Raw genomic sequence first — 16,741 nt, 5'->3', positions numbered from 1 at the left:
GCCACACCGGAGGAGTTCGATATGTCCAAAGTTCTGTTTTTTGCCATTTTTGCCTCGGCCGCTGCGTTTCTCGCTTGCCCGGGCACCATCAATGCAGAGGAGACAAAGCCTGCCATGACGACCGAAACGAAAACACTGCCGAAGCCACAAAAGTCTGGCCTGCTGCCGATCAATGGCGTGAATTACTATTACGCCGTCTATGGCAAGGGTGAGCCGCTGCTTCTGCTGCATGGCGGCCTCGGTTCCACCGACATGTTCGCGCCGATCCTGCCCAAGCTAGCCGAAAACCGCACCGTCATCGGGGTCGACCTGCAGGGGCATGGCCGCACCGCCCTTGGCGACCGGCCATTCAGCCTGCAGGCGATCGGCGACGACATGGCTGGTATCGTCAAGACACTCGGCTACGACAAGGTCGACGTCATGGGCTATTCGCTGGGCGGCGGGGTTGCCTTCCGCATGGCGGTCCAGCATCCCGAGGCCGTGCGCCGGCTGGTCCTTGTTTCGACCGGTTATGCCGCCGACGGCTTCTACGACGAGATGCGTCCGCAGCAGGCACAGGTGAGTGCCGCCGCCGCGACGTACATGAAAGACACGCCGATGTACAAATCCTACGTCGCCGTCGCCCCGCATCCGGAGGACTTCCCGAAACTGCTCGACGCGCTCGGCAATTTCATGCGCCAGAACTACGACTTCTCGGCCGACGTTCCCAAGCTGAAGATGCCCGTGATGCTCGCCTATGGCGACAGCGACATGTATAAGCCCGAGCACGAGATCAAGTTCTACCAGATGCTCGGCGGCGGCCTGAAAGATGCCGGCTGGATGCGCGAGAACCTGTCGCGGAACCGGCTGGCCATCCTGCCCAACCGCACCCACTACGATGTCTTCTTCGCTCCGGAACTGACGGCCGCCGCATTGCCGTTCCTCGACGGCGAGACCAGGGTGAAGAGCTGGGACGAGGTGGTCGGCGAAGCCGAATGACCCCTGCCTTCTCCGCCGGCCGTCTCCTGCGAGACAGCCGGCGTGCTGTTCAGGAAGCCTTGGCCCGGCGCGGCTGCCTCAGATGCTTGATGCCGCTCATTTCGACGAAGTTCGTCGCCGACTCCCAGAGATAGTCGCCGTAAAGAAACGGCGCGAAGGGTTCGGCGCCGTCCAGCGGCAAAGGCGAGATTTCCGCGTCGACGCGTGGCTCGTGGAAGAACGGGATCGAGAACCGCACCGTTTTTGGCGCAATGACCCGGTGCCGTGTCGCCCGCACGCGGCCGCCGGTCCAGCGTTCCAGCAACTGGCCGAAATTGACCGCCAGCGTGCCGTCGGCTGGAGGCACGTCGATCCATTCGCCGGCGAGGTTTTTCGCCTGCAAGCCCTCGACGCCGTCCTGCGCCAGCAAGGTGACGAAGCCTGAATCTGCATGTTCGCGGCCGATGATGGTGCGCGTCTCGCCTTTGTGGGTCACCGAATACTCCGGTCCGCTGGTGTCGACGCCCGCATTGGCGTCGCGCAGGGGATAGCGGATCAGGCGCAGCGTCGAGATGCCGCCGTCGAAATAGGTATCGAAGGTCATCTCAGGCAGGCCAAGCCCGCGGGCGATCGACCGCATCAGCATGGTGCCGACCGTTTCCATCACGCGATAGTAGTCGGCTGCGGCAGCGCGCCAGCCCGGCAGGGCATGCTCGTCCGGCAAGGGTGTCGGCTCGCACAAGGGATCGTCGGAAGCCGTGACCCGCGCCCCATCGGCAAGATCCGGCCCCATGTCGATGCCTTCCTTGTAGGAAACGGCTTGCGGCTGCAGCGGAAACCAGCCGCGGTAGAAATTTTTCTTGGTGTGATCGAAATTCCAGCGCAGCAATTCCTGCTTCTCGGCGTCAGGAAGCGCGAAGATGCGCAGCAATTGCGCGCGCTTGTCGGGCGTCAGCCAGTCATCGCCGGGAAAATCCCGGACCGCCAGGAAGCCGATGCCGGCCGCCGCGGCCATGATCCCGGCGTCGGCACGGTCGCGCGCGGGCGAGGGCGACCCGAACAGGGCCGCGATGCCGATCGTTTCGATGTCGGGTGTCATGAAATCCTGCTGCATCACGATAATCGATGACCTTGTATCAAAGCTTTTCAATTGACCCAATCGACCTCGCCGTTACTTTTGCCGCCTGTTCACTCCACCAATGGATCCAGGCGATGGCAAAATACGAGGGCGGATGCCTGTGCAGGGCCGTGCGCTATCGCACCGATGCCGCCTCCATCAACGAGCGCATCTGCCATTGCCGGCTTTGCCAGAAGGCGATCGGCGCGGCGTTCAATGCGCGTGTTCTTTTCCGCATCGACGATGTGACGGTCGAGGGCCCGTTGGCCACGGTCAACACCTCGCCGGACCTCAAGCGCGGGTTTTGTCCGGCCTGCGGCACGACCCTGTTTTCGCGGCGCGATTCCGCCGGCATCATCGGCGTGACGACCGGTTCGCTTGACGACCCATCGCTGTTCAGGCCCCAGATGCACATCTGGACCGTCTCGAAACAGCCCTGGGTGATGCTGGATGACGGCCTGCCGCAATTTGAAGGCGCTCCGCCGGCCTAGCTTCCTTCTTCCCCGCGAAGGGAAAGGACGTGCCCCAGGATGACCAAAAATTAATCCAAAGAGACACGTGATAGCCGGCAAAGCGTCATTGGCGGGCCATCTTTGTCTCCCTATCTAAGCGTCGCGGGCCCGGCATTCGAGGAGACGACGGATGAACGACAGCATCAGCACCCTGGACGAGCTTTTGAGCGATCCTATGGTCCTGCTCGTGATGGAACGTGACCGTGTGCGCCCGGAACAGCTGCGCATGCTGCTCGAGCGGGCTCGCCGGCCCTCCACGGAGGAGCCTGTTGTGCCGCCCGCCCATGTTATTGCCAGGACCTGCCAGAAACTTTGGCTCTGCCCATAATCGTCTTGCCAACCTCCAGCCATGGGAGCATCGCCGGCCCTTCGGGCCGGTTTGAACCGTGCGCGTCCGACGCGGCGGTGCCAGCTTACAAATCCGTAAATTGATTATCCGCCGCATGACGGTATGCCTTGCCGGGCACCGATCTCCTCCGATGGTGCCTTCGCAACTCCGATCTCTCCCGGATGGAACCCGACATGGCTGATATCTGCACGCAAGGCGTCGACACGGGCTTTGTCGGCCTTGGATTTGCCAAGGTCGCATTCCTCGGCCTGGTGCAAGGCATAACCGAACTGCTGCCGATTTCCTCGACCGCCCATATGCGCATCGTGCCGGCGGTGCTTGGCTGGCAGGATCCGGGTTCCGCCTTCTCCGCCGCCATGCAGCTTGCCGCCCTTGCCGCCGTGGTCAGCTATTTCTGGGGCGATGTCAGGGATCTCCTGTTCGGTTCGATCGACGCTCTCACACGGCGCGATTTCGCCGATCGGCATTTCCAACTGGCTTCCTGGATCGTGCTGGCGACAATCCCGATTGTGATCGCCGGCGTGGTACTTTCGGGTGTTCTCAACACCTGCAATTCGCCGTTGCGCAGCTTGAGCGTGATTGGCTGGGCCTGCATAGGCATGGCTATCCTGCTGGCCCTGGCCGAGATTTTCGCCCGCCACAAGCGCACCATCGGCGAAGCGTCGCTCGCCGACGCGCTTCTTGTCGGTGTCGCCCAGGTCGGCGCGCTGATCCCGGGCGTCTCTCGCTCCGGTTCGACGCTGACGGCGGCACTGGGGCTCGGCTTCAAGCGGGCCGAGGCGGCACGCTTCTCGTTCCTGCTCGGGCTGCCGGCCATCGCGCTCGCCGGCCTCAAGGAATTGTGGGAACTGCACAAGGTGCATCTCGATGCCCATGGATGGTCGGTTCTTGGCCTGGGGCTGCTCGTCGCCTCGATTTCGGCCTTCTTCGCCATTTGGGGCCTGATGCGTGTGCTGGAACGCTTCTCCGCCTGGCCCTTTGTCATCTACCGTGGCCTGCTTGGCGTCGTCCTGCTGCTGGGGGTGGCGATGGGATGGCTCGTCTAGCTCCCTAGCCCGAACCTCGGTGTTGCGCTGCTGCAACCCTCGAAGGGGCATGCGGCGTCCCTCCAAGATGTGATCGGCCGGTTTGGTTGACTTCGGGATACAACCGCCCTTAACGTTCTGTTAACAAAACAGATGGGCGGGGCCGGATGGCATCCTCGATGGGTTGGCGCCGGAAGGCGAAGGGGCTGGGGCTTGCGATTGCCCTGATTGCTTTCTGTTCGGCGGCGAATTCCGCTTACACGGCTCCCGTTTCCATGGCTATCGGCGGCTCGACGTCCCAGCCGATTGGCCACTATGATTTTTGCAAGATTCATGCCGCCGAGTGCTCGATCCGTTCATCCGACAGCGAGCCGGAACAGATGACTGGCAAGCTGTTGCGGGAGATCAGCGCCGTAAACCTCTCGGTCAACGCGCGCGTCAAGCCGATGAGCGACATGGACAATTACGGCAAGGAGGAATGGTGGGCCTATCCGGACAATGGCTTCGGCGATTGCGAGGATTACGCGCTGGAAAAGCGGCGTGAGCTCAACAGCCTGGGCATCGCCATAGCCAATCTCCTGATGACGGTGGTTCGCAAGCCGGACGGCGAAGGCCATGCCGTGCTGACGGTGCGCACCGACAAGGGCGACTTCATCCTCGACAATCTCGTCGACAAGGTTCGCCTCTGGAACCAGACCCCGTATCGCTATCTCAAAAGACAGGCGAGCGACAATACCGGGCGCTGGGTCTCCATTCTTGCCGGCGAGGAGAAGCTGGTCAGCGCGGTCAAATAATCGCTGCCCGAAGTCCGGGTTATAATCCATACTTCTTTCAGCAAATCCTTCATCGTGCCGGCAAGCGGTGCTATCCACGACAGTTCGTTGGAATGGCAATCCGGAACGCGCATGGATTTTTTGACCGTCCTGTATTCGGCGCCCTTGCTGCTGAGCTTGTTCAAGGCCGCGTTGCCGTACGCGGTCGCCACGACAGCGGCATTCGGCCAGTGGTTCGCTTCGGTGCCGCCGTGCCGCGACGTCTCCTTCGAGGCTACGAGCTTCCTCGTCTGCGAGGTCGATCCGAAGCTCTATTCGATCGAACTGTTCTGGAAAGACCCGGCAGGCAAGCCTTTTCAGTCGCTGCACAATCTCGACAACGCCCAGCGCATGGCGGGCCGGACCATGCTGTTTGCCATCAATGCCGGCATGTACCACCCCGATCTCAGGCCGGTCGGCCTTTACGTCGAACGCGGCCAGGAAATGGCCGGTGTGAAAACGGGATCGGGAAGCGGCAATTTTTCGCTGCAGCCGAATGGCATTTTCTATATGAGCCGCGGCAAGGCCGTGGTGCGGGCGACCAAGGACTTCGTCAGGCAGCGGCCAGCCACCGACTATGCGACACAATCAGGGCCAATGCTGGTGATCGACGGCCAGCTTCACCCGAAATTCCAGGCCGACGGCACCTCGCGCAAGAGCCGCGACGGCGTCGGAGTGCGAAAGGACGGTGTTGCCGTCTTTGCCATCTCGAACGGCACGGTGACGTTCCATGCCTTCGCTCGCCTGTTTCGCGACGCGCTCGGCTGCGACAACGCGCTCTTTCTCGACGGCACGATATCGAGCCTGCTCGCTCCGGCCATCGGTCGCAACGACGACTACTGGAATCTGGGGCCGATGATCGGCGTCTTCAGGAAGCGCGGCGGCTGATGCAAGGCGCCTTCAATCGCGAGACGCACTCCCTGCATTGCGCCTGCCACGCAGTCTGACGACAAGCACGGCGACGATGATCGCCACCACCATGGCCGCGATCACCGCCAGGCCGAACAGGCTGGTCGCGTCGAGTTCAGGCAGATTGTCGGCTCCTTTCGTCACCAGCCATCCAGGCGACAGCACGACCGGCGCCCAGATGATCGCCGACAGGATATTGGCGACCTGGAAGCGTCGCCTGTTCATGCCCATCATGCCGGCGACCAGCGGCACGGTGGCACGCACCGGACCGAAGAAGCGGCCGACGAAAACGGCGGCGACACCGTAGCGATGGAAGAACAGGCGCGCCCTGGCGATCTCGCGGCGATAACGGTTGAGCGGCCATTTGTGGACGACGCCGCGCCCCAGCCATTTGCCGAGAAAATAGGAGATGGTGTCGCCAAGCGCCGCGCCGAGCGTCGCGGCGAGGAGAACGGGCAGGGGCTGGACGATACCGGCGCCCACCAGCCCGCCGACGATGATCAGCACGGTGGTGCCAGGCAACAGGATGCCGACCAGCACCAGCGACTCGCCGAAGGCCAGCAATCCGACCACGAGACCCGCCCAGGCCTGATGGTTCTCGATGAAACATACGCTCTGGTCGATGAACGACTGCACGCAAGCTCCGTGTTGAAAGTGTTCCTCAGCTGCCCTGTCGAGCAAGATCCTGAGTTCGTCGAGCTTGCCGTCGACGAGCCAGCCGTAATAATTCTCGACCGGCAGCTTGCGGCCCTTGGCGCGGGCAGGGCCGCCGCGCCGCACCCCGTTCTCAACAGCCACATCATGGCCCTGTCAAGGCTTGGCCGGGCCGCTGCCGACGACTGTCAGAACGCGGCCACAGCCATGGTAAAAAACTTGATTCAAACTTTATTGGTAATTTCTCGTTCATAACTCGTCTGGTTGTCCGTCGGCCGTCGCCTTCGGTCTGTTGTGTTCGAGTACAGGTCCAGATGCGGTTACCAGGCGTCGTGAGTTTCGTGATCGCATCGCTCTGCCTTGCCGGCTGTTCGTCGACATCGGGTATGGATGCGCTCGACATGCAGAAGCCGTCCAATGAAGTCACCAGTTCGGTGGTGCGTCCAAGCGCGCCGATCGCGTCCGTTCCGGTGGCCAGGGCAAACGCGGCGCGCAAGCGGATTGAGGTTGCGGCAGAGGATACCACCGCTCGGCCTTATGGCCTTGCCGAGGAAGAGACGGTGGCGTTTCCCGCACCCGAACTGCCCGACAGCGTCGAGCCGCCGATCGAGGAGGCCGCCCTGGTGTCGCCGCCGAAGCTGTTGTCGCGGGCGGCACCGTCCATGCTGGCCGGCCCGGTCACGCGTTATGGCTTCCGCGATGCCAAGCCGATCAATTTCGGCCGCTCGTCGCCCCGTCACCTTGCCGTGCACGGGGTGGACGTGTCGCGCTGGCAAGGCAACGTCAACTGGGAGAAGCTGCGCGCCCAGGGCGCCAACTTCGCCTACATCAAGGCGACCGACGGCGGCGACCACCTCGACCCCCTGTTTATGAAGAACTGGCGTGATGCCGACGCGGCGGGCCTGAAGCGCGGTGCCTATCATTTCTTCTACTGGTGCCGCACCGCCGGCGAGCAGGCCGACTGGTTCATCCGCAACGTGCCGAAGGTCGACGGCGCGCTGCCGCCGGTGATCGACGTCGAGTGGAACGGCGACTCCAGCTGCCAGCGGCGCCCGTCGCGCGAAAAGGTCCTGGAGAAGATGCAGGTGTTCATGGACAAGCTGGAGCGCCATTACGGCCAGCGGCCGATCATCTACACGGCGCCCGATTTCTATCGCGACAACCTTCAGGGCGCATTCCCGGATTACCCGTTCTGGCTGCGCGCCGTGGCCCGGCATCCGTCAAAGGTCTATCCCGATCGCAAATGGCTGTTCTGGCAGTATTCCGGCTCCGGCCTGTCGCATGGCGTAACCGGCCGCATCGATCTCAACGTCTTCCATGGCGATGAGCGGCAATGGCGCGCCTGGGCCGGCGGCGGAGGTCGGGCCATGATGGCCGACGCGGATTAGAACCGATGCTTTCGCGTCGGCGCTCGTCCTGTCCACCTATTGGAACCGGTTGCTCCCGCCGTTCTTTTCCTCGCTCAACCGCAGCCGCGCCCTCAAGCCCATGATCTCGGCGATCGCGGCATCGATCATGGCGAGAAGGGTCAGCGTGTCGTGCTGGGTCGGATCGGCCCTGACATAGGCGAGCTGGTTCAGTATATCGGTGTCATCTTCGGTTTGTTCGCTCATGCGCATCGTCCCGGCTGTTGTCTCCTGGATCTCCGTCCGATCGGATCGATCGTCCTTTTATCACGTCATCGTGCGGATGGCCCGCCGCATTGGCCACCGGTTCCTGGCGCGGTTCCCACCGTGCTTCGGATACGTCCTCGGAGGCAAGATGGAGAACATCGGTGTGAGGCTTCGGCTCGATGGGGCACTGGTCTGCCTGCTGACATTGCTGTTGCCCGCGAGCCCGATGGCCGCGGGTCTGAAAGACGCCACCGCCGATACGCTCGACCGCTGCCTGGATGATCCAGCCAATGGCTCTACAGCAGGCCAAACCGACTGCGAGGCGACGGCATCAAGCGACTACGATCGCCGCATGAATGCCGCTTATGCGACACTCCTGCGCAAATTACCGCGCCAGGCAGCGCAAAATCTTCGTCTGTCACAACGCGCCTGGCTGGCCTTCCGCGACAGCGAGGCGAAGACACGGGGCGCCCTCTATGAAACAAGGCAAGGCACGATGTACGTGCCCATGCAGGCAGCCGACGCCACCAACATCATCCGGGATCGCGCCCTTCAGCTGGAGGGCTATGTTCGCGTCATGGCAATCGACGATGCCGAATAGCGGCTGGTCGCCGCTCCCATGGCCACGCGACAGCATTGAACCTTGCCAGCGATCATTTCCTGATCTTGCGAATAGACGAGACATTGCCCTCGCCATGCTGTCTATATGCGTGCTGCTGTACTCTAGTCGTCGGGGGGACGAGTTGGAGCTCAAGTTTCTGTTGGTCGGCTTTGCCTGCGCGGTCGCCGGCATGCTGTCGATCGTCACTTTCCTGAAATGGCTCGAGGTCAAGGCGGCCAGCCGCTGGTTGCCGACGCCTGGAAAGATCGTCTCGTCGCGCGTCGAGGCGCGCGAGGTGACAAGCTCGGGTACCGGCTCGGAGAGCAGCACCTCGACCGAAATCCGCAATTTTCCGGCCATCACCTATGAGTACAAGGTGGGCGGCAAGACATTTCAAAGCTCGCACTACAGCGTGCAGGAGAACCTCGGAAATTTCGAAGTCGCGGAAACTCTTGCGCGGTTTCCGCGTGGCGCGGCGGTAACCGTGTTCTATGACCCGTCCAGCCCGGGCAAGGCCGTGATCGAGCGCACCATGCCGGACGGCGCCTTCAAGTTCATGGTCCAGCTTTCGGCGGGGCTCGTGGTCGGTGCGTTGGTGTTGGTGTTTTCGGTCGGTGGCGTGCTGGAGGCTATCGGGCCGCATCTGCCCAAGCCGCGGAACCTCGGTGCGGCGGCATTCCTGCTGTTCATGGGGCTTTTTGTGCTGCGCATGGGCTTTGCCCAAAGATCGATGGCCGGACAAGCGGCAACATGGCCGACCGCTGCCGGCCGTATCGATGCGTCCGGCCTGCAGGCAATCAAGACCCGCGACCGGTTTGAGGGCGGTGGGTACCGGCCCTGGCGCACGGTGTTCAAATCCCGCATCGTCTACAGCTATGGTGTCGCCGGACAGCGCTACAGCGCCGATCGCGTCGCTTTCGGCGCCAGCGTGACGGCCTCGCTGCCCGGCCTCGTCGGCGGTCAGGCGCGGCGCTATGTCGAGGGCAGCAAGGTCGACGTTCGCTATGACCCCGCCAACCCCGCCTCGGCGGTGCTCGAATGCCGGGTGCGCGGGCTATGGCTGCTGTGGGTCTGCTCGGCAGGCTTTCTCGGCGGCGCGGCCTTGCTGGTCGGATCGGTCTGAGTGTCACCGCTTTCAGCAGCGCACGAGAGGTCCGCTGTCGAATCCGCGCCAGCTCAACCGCACCGTCGCGCCGTCGATTTTGATATGGATGGTGCGAGAAAATGGCTCGTCGAGCGATGGGTCCGCGCCGTAGCACTGGCTGGCGCGAACCACCCAGCCGATGGCGGTTTTGCGAAAGATCGCGTGCTCGCAGCCGAGGTTGGGAAACGACAGGGCCGACTGATCCACAGTGAAGACAGTCTGGCGCTGGACGTCGGCGGTCGCATGGCAGTTCAACCTGTCCCTGGACCACGTCCCGACATAGCGCGCTGCCGCAACGGCCGGCACAATCGCCGTTGCGGAGATCGCTATGATCAGTGCCAAACGCCGCATCTTTTGTCTCCTGGGCCGCTGCGTTCGATCATACAGATTGCGGGTTTGTGTGGGGCAAGTTTTCGATCGAGGCACGATAAACGCAGCGGTTCCGGATTTCGCTTATGGTTTTGTACGGATGATGCGACTGTGCGGCCCGGCACGCAGCCGGCCTTGCTTCACAACAGATTGCCCGAGATTTCGATGATCATTCGCAAACTGGCCTTCGTTGCCCTGGGTTCGCTCGGGCTCATGCAAGCGGCGAGCGCCAAGGAATGCCTCTTGAGCCACGCCACCTATCAGGAGCCACGCTCGGGCGCGGTCATGCAATTCCGGCCGCTGGGCAACGAACCGGCGGCACTGACGACGCAGGTGTTCTCGCTGGCCGTGCCTCATACCGGCATAAGCCTGCCGGCCGATATTACCTGGACCAACGGCAAGAACTCGTTTCCGCTCGGTACCATCCGCCACCCCTGCACCGACGACGACCGCGAAGCGGGTCTGCAAGACGACAGCGGGCTTTGCCGGATATGGGACGGGCAGGTCTATGCCCTGACCGGAGGCGGCGCCGAGCAGCTGAATTCGCACGAAGCGACACCGGCGCCGAAAGGGTTGCTGTTGCCGGATTTCGGCGCGGCTTTCACCGAATGGGCCGATTTCGCCAATGCCAATCCGGATGGCTGGGCATGGGATGCCTTCACTTTGACGGGATGCAGCGATGAATAGCGCCATGAGATCGATCGTCTGGACCTGCGCCCTGTTCGCGTTCGTGACGGTATCTGCCGGGGCGCGCGCGGAGGAGCCGGCACCATCGCGGCCGCCGATCGACAAATGCGTCTGGGAAAAACTGACAGACAGGACGATCGGTCTGGTCGCATGGGCGCAGCGCTGCGATTTCGGCTTTCGCCAGATCCATTTCGAGTTTGTCGGCAATGCGCTCGCCATCAAATACAGCGATGGCGGTGCGCCAGATCCGCTTGTCGAGGTGCTCGACATCCAGCCTGGCGAAACCGCAGAGGCTGCCATGCGGCGTCTGTTCCTGGAAAAGACCGACAAGGCCGTCAGCGCCCGCTGCGTGCTCGCGCCTTACACGGAGGGCACCGTGCCCGCCGGCGTCAAACGCTACACATTCAGTCCCGACGCCGCTTATGCGAAAGAGCTGAAGGCGCGGGCCGACCCTGACGAGGTCCCCGACCCGCCCTGCGGCGACTGGGGCGAAATGCCTGACGGTATCCAGTATTTCGAGGTACCGGCGGGTGAGGGGCGGAAGGTGCTGTTCGTCCGCGTGGGCCAGGATGAGCCGTTGTTTGATGAGCAGACGCTGCGGGTGTTGCCGTAGGGGGTAGCTGCTGAGATCGAGTGGACGGCGGTGGTTTTCTATGCCTCCGCATATTCCGCGAGACTGACACCGTTGGGCACATCCAGCCCATCGGCTCGCAAACCTTCGATATGAAAGCATAAGGCGTCACGAATCTCGGTTCCACCTCAGGAACAGTCGCACCGGTCGCGATGCAGCCGGGCAGGTCCGGCACATAAGCGGAAAAAATTATTTCTGCTTTTTCAAACACGACCGCGTAGCGCATCTTATCACTCCTTTAGACAGGTCTGCTTGAGGATGCTGTTCAATGTCCCAGGCGCCGCCCCTCTCCCACAATGAGGGAGAAGGGGCTCGTGGTGATCAGTCATGCCAACGGATATGGAGGAGCAGGCGGAGTTCGCCGATCCTTAGTGGGCGTGCGCAATTCTCCCTCGACACTCAAGATGACTTCTTCGATCCGTAGTGCGATGTTGTGTCCAATAGCTGTGTATCGAGGATCCTCAACTGACCATAAAAGCTGGGAGTCGAGCAGTGACAACACGACAAGATTATCTATGTCTTGGTAGCTTTGCTTGAGCAAAGAGAGAGTTCCAATCGTCAATCTCTTTGAAAGGGGAGGATTCTTTGTGTTCCAGAGGTGAACGGCGCATCGCCTACCATCGATCACTGTCCCAAAATCCGCCGAGAAGCCGATTTTGAAGATGTCGTTTGGGCTGGTGTAAATGTGGCTTCTAATTTCAAAAAGTTTTGAGGGATGAGAAGCGCGCCAATTTAAGAGGGCTGCGAGGCCCGCTTGGACGGAAGTTCGTTCTGGCAGTTTTGCTATGCGACCTACGGATTCGAGCACACTCTCTGTGCTTTCCCCCTTTGCGAGCAACCGATTGGCATGAAGGCGTAGCGATCGATGAAAGTCATAAGAGGTATCGCTCGGAGAGAGTCTTTTTCGCAATTCGGTGCGTTGCGGCTTCGGATTAAGGGAGATCAATTTCAGATAAGCTGACGTTCCAAATGTAGACATTTTCTGTGTCCCGTGTTGCCTCAGCTACCTCGACTCCAAGCCCCGACTCCCCATATGGTGACCTTGCTACAGGAGAGGTCGTCAGGTCTCTTCGCCCCGCGTCAGCTTCGGCTTATTCGCGGTATTCAAGGCCGACCCGTGAGGGTCGGCCTTGGTGTTTTCGGAGGATGTCACATAAAGACATCCTTATGCGTTGTACCCTTTTTGTTCCCTTTGCCATTTCGGCCCGATCTTATGACCGGGCCGATGATGTTACGGTTTAAGTTTTTCCTCAGCTGCACCCGCTCGTGGCACCGCAAGTATCGCATTTCTCGCAAGTCCCGTTCCTTACCATCGTAAAGTTCTGGCACTCGGAGCAGGAATTGCCGGTGTAGCCCTGCAGCAGCGACTTGGCGCGGCGGTCGGCGGCGAGTTTCTTCGCTTCGGCCGCTTCATGGGCCGCCGTGTCGGTGAACAGCGCCGCGGTGGTATCGGTCGAGGCATCGGAGGCCGCTTCCTCGAAGGCGATGTCTTCCGCCAATTCCCTAGCCCGCTCCTCATAGTCGCGCTTGTAGGCGACCGCCTCGTCGGTTGCGGGCTTCAGCGCCAGCACGTTGGAGCCGGAGAAGGCTGTCGGCGCCGAGCGGGCAGGGGTGCCGGAGCCGGCAAAGCCCTTCGGCTCGCCTGCCCTCGAGACCAGCTTCACCGGCGAACCGCGGGTCAGACCCTTGGAGACGGCGTCGGTCTTGCCTTCGCTGATGCCACGGCCGAGTGCGGTGTTGGAGAAATCCGACTGGTCGACATGGGCGAGATCGTTGCGGCCGAGATACGAAATGGCCAGCTCACGGAACACATAGTCGAGGATCGACGTCGCGCTCTTGATGGCATCGTTGCCGATGACCATGCCGGCCGGTTCGAACTTGGTGAAGGTGAAGGCGTGCACATATTCGTCGAGCGGCACGCCATACTGCAGGCCAAGCGAGATCGCGATGGCGAAGTTGTTGAGAAGGCCACGCAGGGTGGCACCCTCCTTGTTCATGTCGATGAAGATCTCGCCGAGACGCCCATCGTCATATTCGCCGGTGCGCAGGAAGATGGTGTTGCCGCCGATCTTGGCCTTCTGCGTATAACCCTTGCGGCGGCCGGGCAGCTTTTCCTGCTCGCGCGACACGCGTTCGATGATGCGTTCGACGATGCGCTCGGTGATCTGCGCCGCGCGCGCCGCCGCCGGTGCCTGGATCAGCTGCTCGACCGCATCATCCTCATCCTCCTCGCCATCGGCGAGCAGCGAGGCATTGAGCGGCTGCGACAGCTTCGAGCCGTCGCGGTAGAGCGCGTTTGCCTTCAGCGCCAGCTTCCACGACAGCATGTAGGCGCTCTTGGCGTCCTCCACCGTCGCGTCGTTCGGCATGTTGATGGTCTTGGAAATGGCGCCGGAAATGAAGGGCTGCGCCGCCGCCATCATCTGGATATGGCTGTTGATCGACAGCGAGCGCTTGCCGATCTTGCCGCAGGGGCTGGCGCAGTCGAACACGGGGAGGTGTTCGGCCTTGAGGAAGGGCGCGCCTTCCAGCGTCATCGCACCGCAGACATGGATGTTGGCGGCCTCGATGTCCTTCCTGGAGAAACCCAGTGCCGGCAGCATTTCGAACGAGAAGTCGTTGAGCTGCTCGTCGGTGAAACCGAAGGTCTCCTTCACCCAGTCGGCGCCGAGCGTCCACTGGTTGAAGACGAACTTGATGTCGAAGGCCGACTTCAGCGCCGCGTTGAGCGCCGCGATCTTGTCGTCGGTGAAGCCCTTGGCCTTGAGCGAGCCGGGGTTGACGGCCGGCGCCTGGTTGAGATTGCCGTGGCCGACGGCATAGGCCTCGATCTCGGCGATCTGGCTCTCGGAATAGCCCAGCGTGCGAAGCGCTTCCGGCACGGCGCGGTTGATGATCTTGAAATAGCCGCCGCCGGCGAGCTTCTTGAACTTCACCAGGGCGAAATCGGGCTCGATACCGGTGGTGTCGCAATCCATGACCAGGCCGATCGTGCCGGTCGGCGCGATCACGGTTGCCTGTGCGTTGCGGTAGCCATGCTCCTCGCCGAGTTCGATGGCGCGGTCCCAGGCGGCCTTGGCATGGATGGCCAGATCCTGCTGCTTCAGGTCCGATGCGACGAGAGGCACAGGATTGACGGCCAGCTTCTCGTAGCCGTCCTTGTCGCCATAGGCGGCGCGGCGATGATTGCGCATGACGCGCAGCATGTTCTGGGCGTTGCGGTCATAGTCGGGAAAGGCGCCGAGTTCGGAGGCCATCTCGGCCGAGGTGGAGTAGGCGACGCCGGTCATGATGGCGGTCAGCGCGGCACAGATGGCGCGGCCCTCGTCGGAATCGTAGGGAATGCCCGACGTCATCAGCAGGCCGCCAATATTGGCATAGCCGAGGCCCAGCGTGCGGTAGTCGTAGGAGAGCTTGGCGATCTCCTTCGACGGGAACTGCGCCATCATGACCGAAATTTCCAGCACCATGGTCCACAGCCGCACGGTGTGCTCGTAGGCTGCGATATCGATGGTGCCGTCGGTGTTGCGGTAGGGCAGCAGGTTGATCGAGGCGAGATTGCAGGCCGTGTCGTCGAGGAACATGTATTCCGAGCACGGGTTGGAGGCCCGGATCGCACCGGCCGAAGCGCAGGTGTGCCAGTCGTTCATCGTGGTGTTGAAGTGCAGGCCGGGATCAGCCGACGCCCAGGCGGCGTAGCCGATCTTTTCCCAGAGGTCCCGCGCCTTCAGTGTCTTCAAGACCTTGCCGTCCTTACGGGCGGTCAGATGCCAGTCTGCGTCCTCTTCAACGGCGCGCAGGAAATTGTCCTTCAGCGACACCGAATTGTTGGAGTTCTGGCCCGAAACGGTGAGATAAGCGTCAGAATCCCAGTCGGTGTCGTAGGTCTTGAACGCCATCGAGGTGTAGCCCTGCTTGGCGAACTGGATGACGCGGTAGATGTAGTTTTCCGGCACAGCCGATTTCTTGGCCAACTTGATTTCGCGCTTCAGCGCCGTGTTGATGGCCGGATCGAAGCAGTCGTCGTCATGGCCTTCGCAGTTCACGCAGGCCTTCATGATCGCTTCGAGATGCTTCTTGACGATCTTGGAGCCGGTCACCAGCGAGGCGACCTTCTGCTCTTCATTGACCTTCCAGTCGATGAATTCCTCGATATCGGGGTGGTCGGCGTCGACGATGACCATTTTCGCCGCTCGGCGCGTCGTGCCGCCCGACTTGATGGCGCCGGCGGCGCGGTCGCCGATCTTGAGGAAGCTCATCAGGCCGGACGAGCGGCCGCCGCCGGACAGCTTTTCGCCTTCGCCGCGCAGCAGCGAGAAGTTCGAGCCGGTGCCGGAGCCATATTTGAACAGGCGCGCCTCGCGCACCCACAGATCCATGATGCCGCCCTCGTTGACGAGGTCGTCCTGCACGCCCTGGATGAAGCAGGCATGCGGCTGCGGATGCTCGTAGGAGGATTTCGACTTGGTCAGCTTGCCGGTGAACGGATCGACATAGAAGTGACCCTGGCTCGGACCGTCTATGCCATAGGCCCAGTGCAGGCCGGTGTTGAACCATTGCGGCGAGTTCGGCGCGACGCGCTGGGTCGCCAGCATATAGGCAAGCTCGTCACGGAAGGCGCGCGCGTCTTCCTCCGACGCCTTGAAGTAGCCGCCCTTCCAGCCCCAATAGGTCCAGGTGCCGGCCAGCCGGTCGAAGACCTGGCGGGCGTCGATCTCGGAGCCGTAGCGCTCGGCCTCGGGAAGCTTGGCGAGTTCGGCTTCGTCGGCGACGGAACGCCACAGGAAAGAGGGGACGTCGTTCTCCTCGACCTTCTTCAGGCGCGCGGGAACGCCGGCCTTGCGGAAATATTTCTGAGCCAGGATGTCGGCGGCGACCTGGGAAAACTGCGCAGGCACATCGATGTTGTCCAAGCGGAACACCACCGAGCCATCGGGATTCTTGATCTCGGAAAGCGCCTTGCGGAATTCGATCTCCGCATAAGCGGCCCCTTCTTGGCCTGCATGTCCTGGCTTGGTGAAACGACGCTCGATGCGCATTGGTCCGGTCCCTTTTGTCTACATATAGCGCTTTCATCAGGGGATTTCTGCCCCAAAAGACGAAACGCGCAGTCCGCCGTTTGCCGGCATTGCGAACAATGCGGCATCTCCTCTTCGCAGGCTCGGCCACGCACACGACAATACGCCTTGCCAGGCATCTGCCGAGGCTGCCAACCGGCCCGCGGGCCCCTCAAAACTGAATTTTTCGATTCCCTCACTCGAGGGAAATTCACACTATCTAGCGTCGAACTTAGCTGCAAACACTAAATATAGTATTAACAGACAATTTATTCCAGTCCGACAATTCTCCCTTTCGTCGCCC

17 protein-coding genes and 1 pseudogene are annotated in these 16,741 nt (G+C 61.8%); 11 read left to right on the top strand and 7 right to left on the bottom strand.

Annotated features, from left to right (window positions below):
* Positions 1–21: 21 nt before the first annotated feature.
* The gene (locus MESAU_RS21360; RefSeq protein WP_015318103.1) at positions 22–978 is read left to right on the top strand and encodes an alpha/beta fold hydrolase; all 957 of its coding nucleotides are present in this window, start codon (positions 22–24) and stop codon (positions 976–978) included.
* A 49-nt stretch (positions 979–1,027) separates the two neighbouring features.
* Here the strand turns inward: MESAU_RS21360 and MESAU_RS21355 are convergent, their stop codons facing one another.
* Positions 1,028–2,056, bottom strand: a complete 1,029-nt coding sequence (locus tag MESAU_RS21355) for an isopenicillin N synthase family dioxygenase (protein ID WP_015318102.1) — start codon at positions 2,054–2,056, stop codon at positions 1,028–1,030.
* A 113-nt stretch (positions 2,057–2,169) separates the two neighbouring features.
* Here MESAU_RS21355 and MESAU_RS21350 point away from each other — a divergent pair, with 113 nt between their 5' ends.
* From MESAU_RS21350 to MESAU_RS21330, 5 genes are all read left to right on the top strand, one after another.
* The gene (locus MESAU_RS21350) at positions 2,170–2,565 is read left to right on the top strand and encodes a GFA family protein (protein WP_015318101.1); all 396 of its coding nucleotides are present in this window, start codon (positions 2,170–2,172) and stop codon (positions 2,563–2,565) included.
* Positions 2,566–2,716: 151 nt separating this feature from the next.
* On the top strand, positions 2,717–2,914 hold the full coding sequence (locus tag MESAU_RS21345; RefSeq protein WP_015318100.1) for a hypothetical protein: 198 nt from the start codon (positions 2,717–2,719) through the stop codon (positions 2,912–2,914).
* Positions 2,915–3,108: 194 nt separating this feature from the next.
* A complete protein-coding gene (locus MESAU_RS21340) occupies positions 3,109–3,981 on the top strand; it encodes an undecaprenyl-diphosphate phosphatase (protein ID WP_015318099.1) in 873 nt (290 codons plus the stop codon).
* 146 nt (positions 3,982–4,127) lie between these two features.
* Positions 4,128–4,754: a transglutaminase-like cysteine peptidase gene (locus tag MESAU_RS21335; RefSeq protein ID WP_015318098.1), complete on the top strand. Its 627-nt coding sequence runs from the start codon at positions 4,128–4,130 to the stop codon at positions 4,752–4,754.
* Between the two features lie 111 nt (positions 4,755–4,865).
* Positions 4,866–5,660: a phosphodiester glycosidase family protein gene (locus MESAU_RS21330; RefSeq protein ID WP_015318097.1), complete on the top strand. Its 795-nt coding sequence runs from the start codon at positions 4,866–4,868 to the stop codon at positions 5,658–5,660.
* 12 nt (positions 5,661–5,672) lie between these two features.
* Here MESAU_RS21330 and MESAU_RS21325 read toward each other — a convergent pair whose 3' ends face one another.
* Positions 5,673–6,317: a DedA family protein gene (locus tag MESAU_RS21325; RefSeq protein ID WP_041163849.1), complete on the bottom strand. Its 645-nt coding sequence runs from the start codon at positions 6,315–6,317 to the stop codon at positions 5,673–5,675.
* Between the two features lie 332 nt (positions 6,318–6,649).
* Here MESAU_RS21325 and MESAU_RS21320 point away from each other — a divergent pair, with 332 nt between their 5' ends.
* Positions 6,650–7,723 (top strand): glycoside hydrolase family 25 protein, encoded by a 1,074-nt coding sequence (locus MESAU_RS21320; protein ID WP_015318095.1) that lies wholly within the window; start codon positions 6,650–6,652, stop codon positions 7,721–7,723.
* Between the two features lie 36 nt (positions 7,724–7,759).
* On the opposite strand, the gene MESAU_RS21315 is transcribed toward MESAU_RS21320, so the two are convergent.
* On the bottom strand, positions 7,760–7,948 hold the full coding sequence (locus tag MESAU_RS21315) for a hypothetical protein (protein ID WP_015318094.1): 189 nt from the start codon (positions 7,946–7,948) through the stop codon (positions 7,760–7,762).
* Between the two features lie 148 nt (positions 7,949–8,096).
* Between MESAU_RS21315 and MESAU_RS21310 the strand changes: the two genes are divergently transcribed.
* Entirely contained in the window at positions 8,097–8,549 is a 453-nt protein-coding gene (locus MESAU_RS21310; RefSeq protein WP_015318093.1) for a lysozyme inhibitor LprI family protein, read from the top strand.
* Between the two features lie 142 nt (positions 8,550–8,691).
* A complete protein-coding gene (locus tag MESAU_RS21305; protein WP_245262888.1) occupies positions 8,692–9,672 on the top strand; it encodes a DUF3592 domain-containing protein in 981 nt (326 codons plus the stop codon).
* Positions 9,673–9,684: 12 nt separating this feature from the next.
* Here MESAU_RS21305 and MESAU_RS21300 read toward each other — a convergent pair whose 3' ends face one another.
* Complete coding sequence (locus tag MESAU_RS21300; protein WP_015318091.1) at positions 9,685–10,044, bottom strand: hypothetical protein; 360 nt, start codon at positions 10,042–10,044, stop codon at positions 9,685–9,687.
* A gap of 183 nt (positions 10,045–10,227) precedes the next feature.
* Between MESAU_RS21300 and MESAU_RS21295 the strand changes: the two genes are divergently transcribed.
* Both MESAU_RS21295 and MESAU_RS31520 read left to right on the top strand, forming a co-directional pair.
* Positions 10,228–10,749, top strand: coding sequence for a hypothetical protein (locus MESAU_RS21295; protein ID WP_015318090.1), 522 nt, complete (start codon positions 10,228–10,230; stop codon positions 10,747–10,749).
* 4 nt (positions 10,750–10,753) lie between these two features.
* Entirely contained in the window at positions 10,754–11,362 is a 609-nt protein-coding gene (locus tag MESAU_RS31520) for a hypothetical protein (RefSeq protein ID WP_245262887.1), read from the top strand.
* Between the two features lie 38 nt (positions 11,363–11,400).
* Here MESAU_RS31520 and MESAU_RS31955 read toward each other — a convergent pair.
* The 3 genes and pseudogenes from MESAU_RS31955 to MESAU_RS21285 form a co-directional block, all read right to left on the bottom strand.
* Positions 11,401–11,606 (bottom strand): annotated as a pseudogene (locus tag MESAU_RS31955) (type II toxin-antitoxin system HicB family antitoxin).
* A 99-nt stretch (positions 11,607–11,705) separates the two neighbouring features.
* A complete protein-coding gene (locus tag MESAU_RS31285; protein ID WP_015318088.1) occupies positions 11,706–12,359 on the bottom strand; it encodes a hypothetical protein in 654 nt (217 codons plus the stop codon).
* Between the two features lie 271 nt (positions 12,360–12,630).
* Positions 12,631–16,419 carry a vitamin B12-dependent ribonucleotide reductase gene (locus MESAU_RS21285; RefSeq protein ID WP_015318087.1) on the bottom strand — a complete coding sequence of 1,263 codons (3,789 nt, stop codon included), beginning with the start codon at positions 16,417–16,419 and terminating at the stop codon, positions 12,631–12,633.
* Between the last annotated feature and the right edge of the window lie 322 nt (positions 16,420–16,741).

This window comes from Mesorhizobium australicum WSM2073 (assembly GCF_000230995.2).
Taxonomy (GTDB): domain Bacteria; phylum Pseudomonadota; class Alphaproteobacteria; order Rhizobiales; family Rhizobiaceae; genus Mesorhizobium; species Mesorhizobium australicum.
Note: the sequence above shows the minus strand (reverse complement) of the source record. Positions and strands in the feature narration are given on the sequence as shown.

What these genes read in the sequence shown, in the direction of transcription:
- MESAU_RS21360 (WP_015318103.1), top strand. Translation starts at nt 22, where the DNA reads ATGTCCAAAGTTCTGTTTTTTGCCATTTTTGCCTCGGCCGCTGCGTTT.
- MESAU_RS21355 (WP_015318102.1), bottom strand. Translation starts at nt 2,056, where the DNA reads ATGACACCCGACATCGAAACGATCGGCATCGCGGCCCTGTTCGGGTCG.
- MESAU_RS21350 (WP_015318101.1), top strand. Translation starts at nt 2,170, where the DNA reads ATGGCAAAATACGAGGGCGGATGCCTGTGCAGGGCCGTGCGCTATCGC.
- MESAU_RS21345 (WP_015318100.1), top strand. Translation starts at nt 2,717, where the DNA reads ATGAACGACAGCATCAGCACCCTGGACGAGCTTTTGAGCGATCCTATG.
- MESAU_RS21340 (WP_015318099.1), top strand. Translation starts at nt 3,109, where the DNA reads ATGGCTGATATCTGCACGCAAGGCGTCGACACGGGCTTTGTCGGCCTT.
- MESAU_RS21335 (WP_015318098.1), top strand. Translation starts at nt 4,128, where the DNA reads ATGGCATCCTCGATGGGTTGGCGCCGGAAGGCGAAGGGGCTGGGGCTT.
- MESAU_RS21330 (WP_015318097.1), top strand. Translation starts at nt 4,866, where the DNA reads ATGGATTTTTTGACCGTCCTGTATTCGGCGCCCTTGCTGCTGAGCTTG.
- MESAU_RS21320 (WP_015318095.1), top strand. Translation starts at nt 6,650, where the DNA reads ATGCGGTTACCAGGCGTCGTGAGTTTCGTGATCGCATCGCTCTGCCTT.
- MESAU_RS21315 (WP_015318094.1), bottom strand. Translation starts at nt 7,948, where the DNA reads ATGAGCGAACAAACCGAAGATGACACCGATATACTGAACCAGCTCGCC.
- MESAU_RS21310 (WP_015318093.1), top strand. Translation starts at nt 8,097, where the DNA reads ATGGAGAACATCGGTGTGAGGCTTCGGCTCGATGGGGCACTGGTCTGC.
- MESAU_RS21300 (WP_015318091.1), bottom strand. Translation starts at nt 10,044, where the DNA reads ATGCGGCGTTTGGCACTGATCATAGCGATCTCCGCAACGGCGATTGTG.
- MESAU_RS21295 (WP_015318090.1), top strand. Translation starts at nt 10,228, where the DNA reads ATGATCATTCGCAAACTGGCCTTCGTTGCCCTGGGTTCGCTCGGGCTC.
- MESAU_RS31520 (WP_245262887.1), top strand. Translation starts at nt 10,754, where the DNA reads ATGAGATCGATCGTCTGGACCTGCGCCCTGTTCGCGTTCGTGACGGTA.
- MESAU_RS31285 (WP_015318088.1), bottom strand. Translation starts at nt 12,359, where the DNA reads ATGTCTACATTTGGAACGTCAGCTTATCTGAAATTGATCTCCCTTAAT.
- MESAU_RS21285 (WP_015318087.1), bottom strand. Translation starts at nt 16,419, where the DNA reads ATGCGCATCGAGCGTCGTTTCACCAAGCCAGGACATGCAGGCCAAGAA.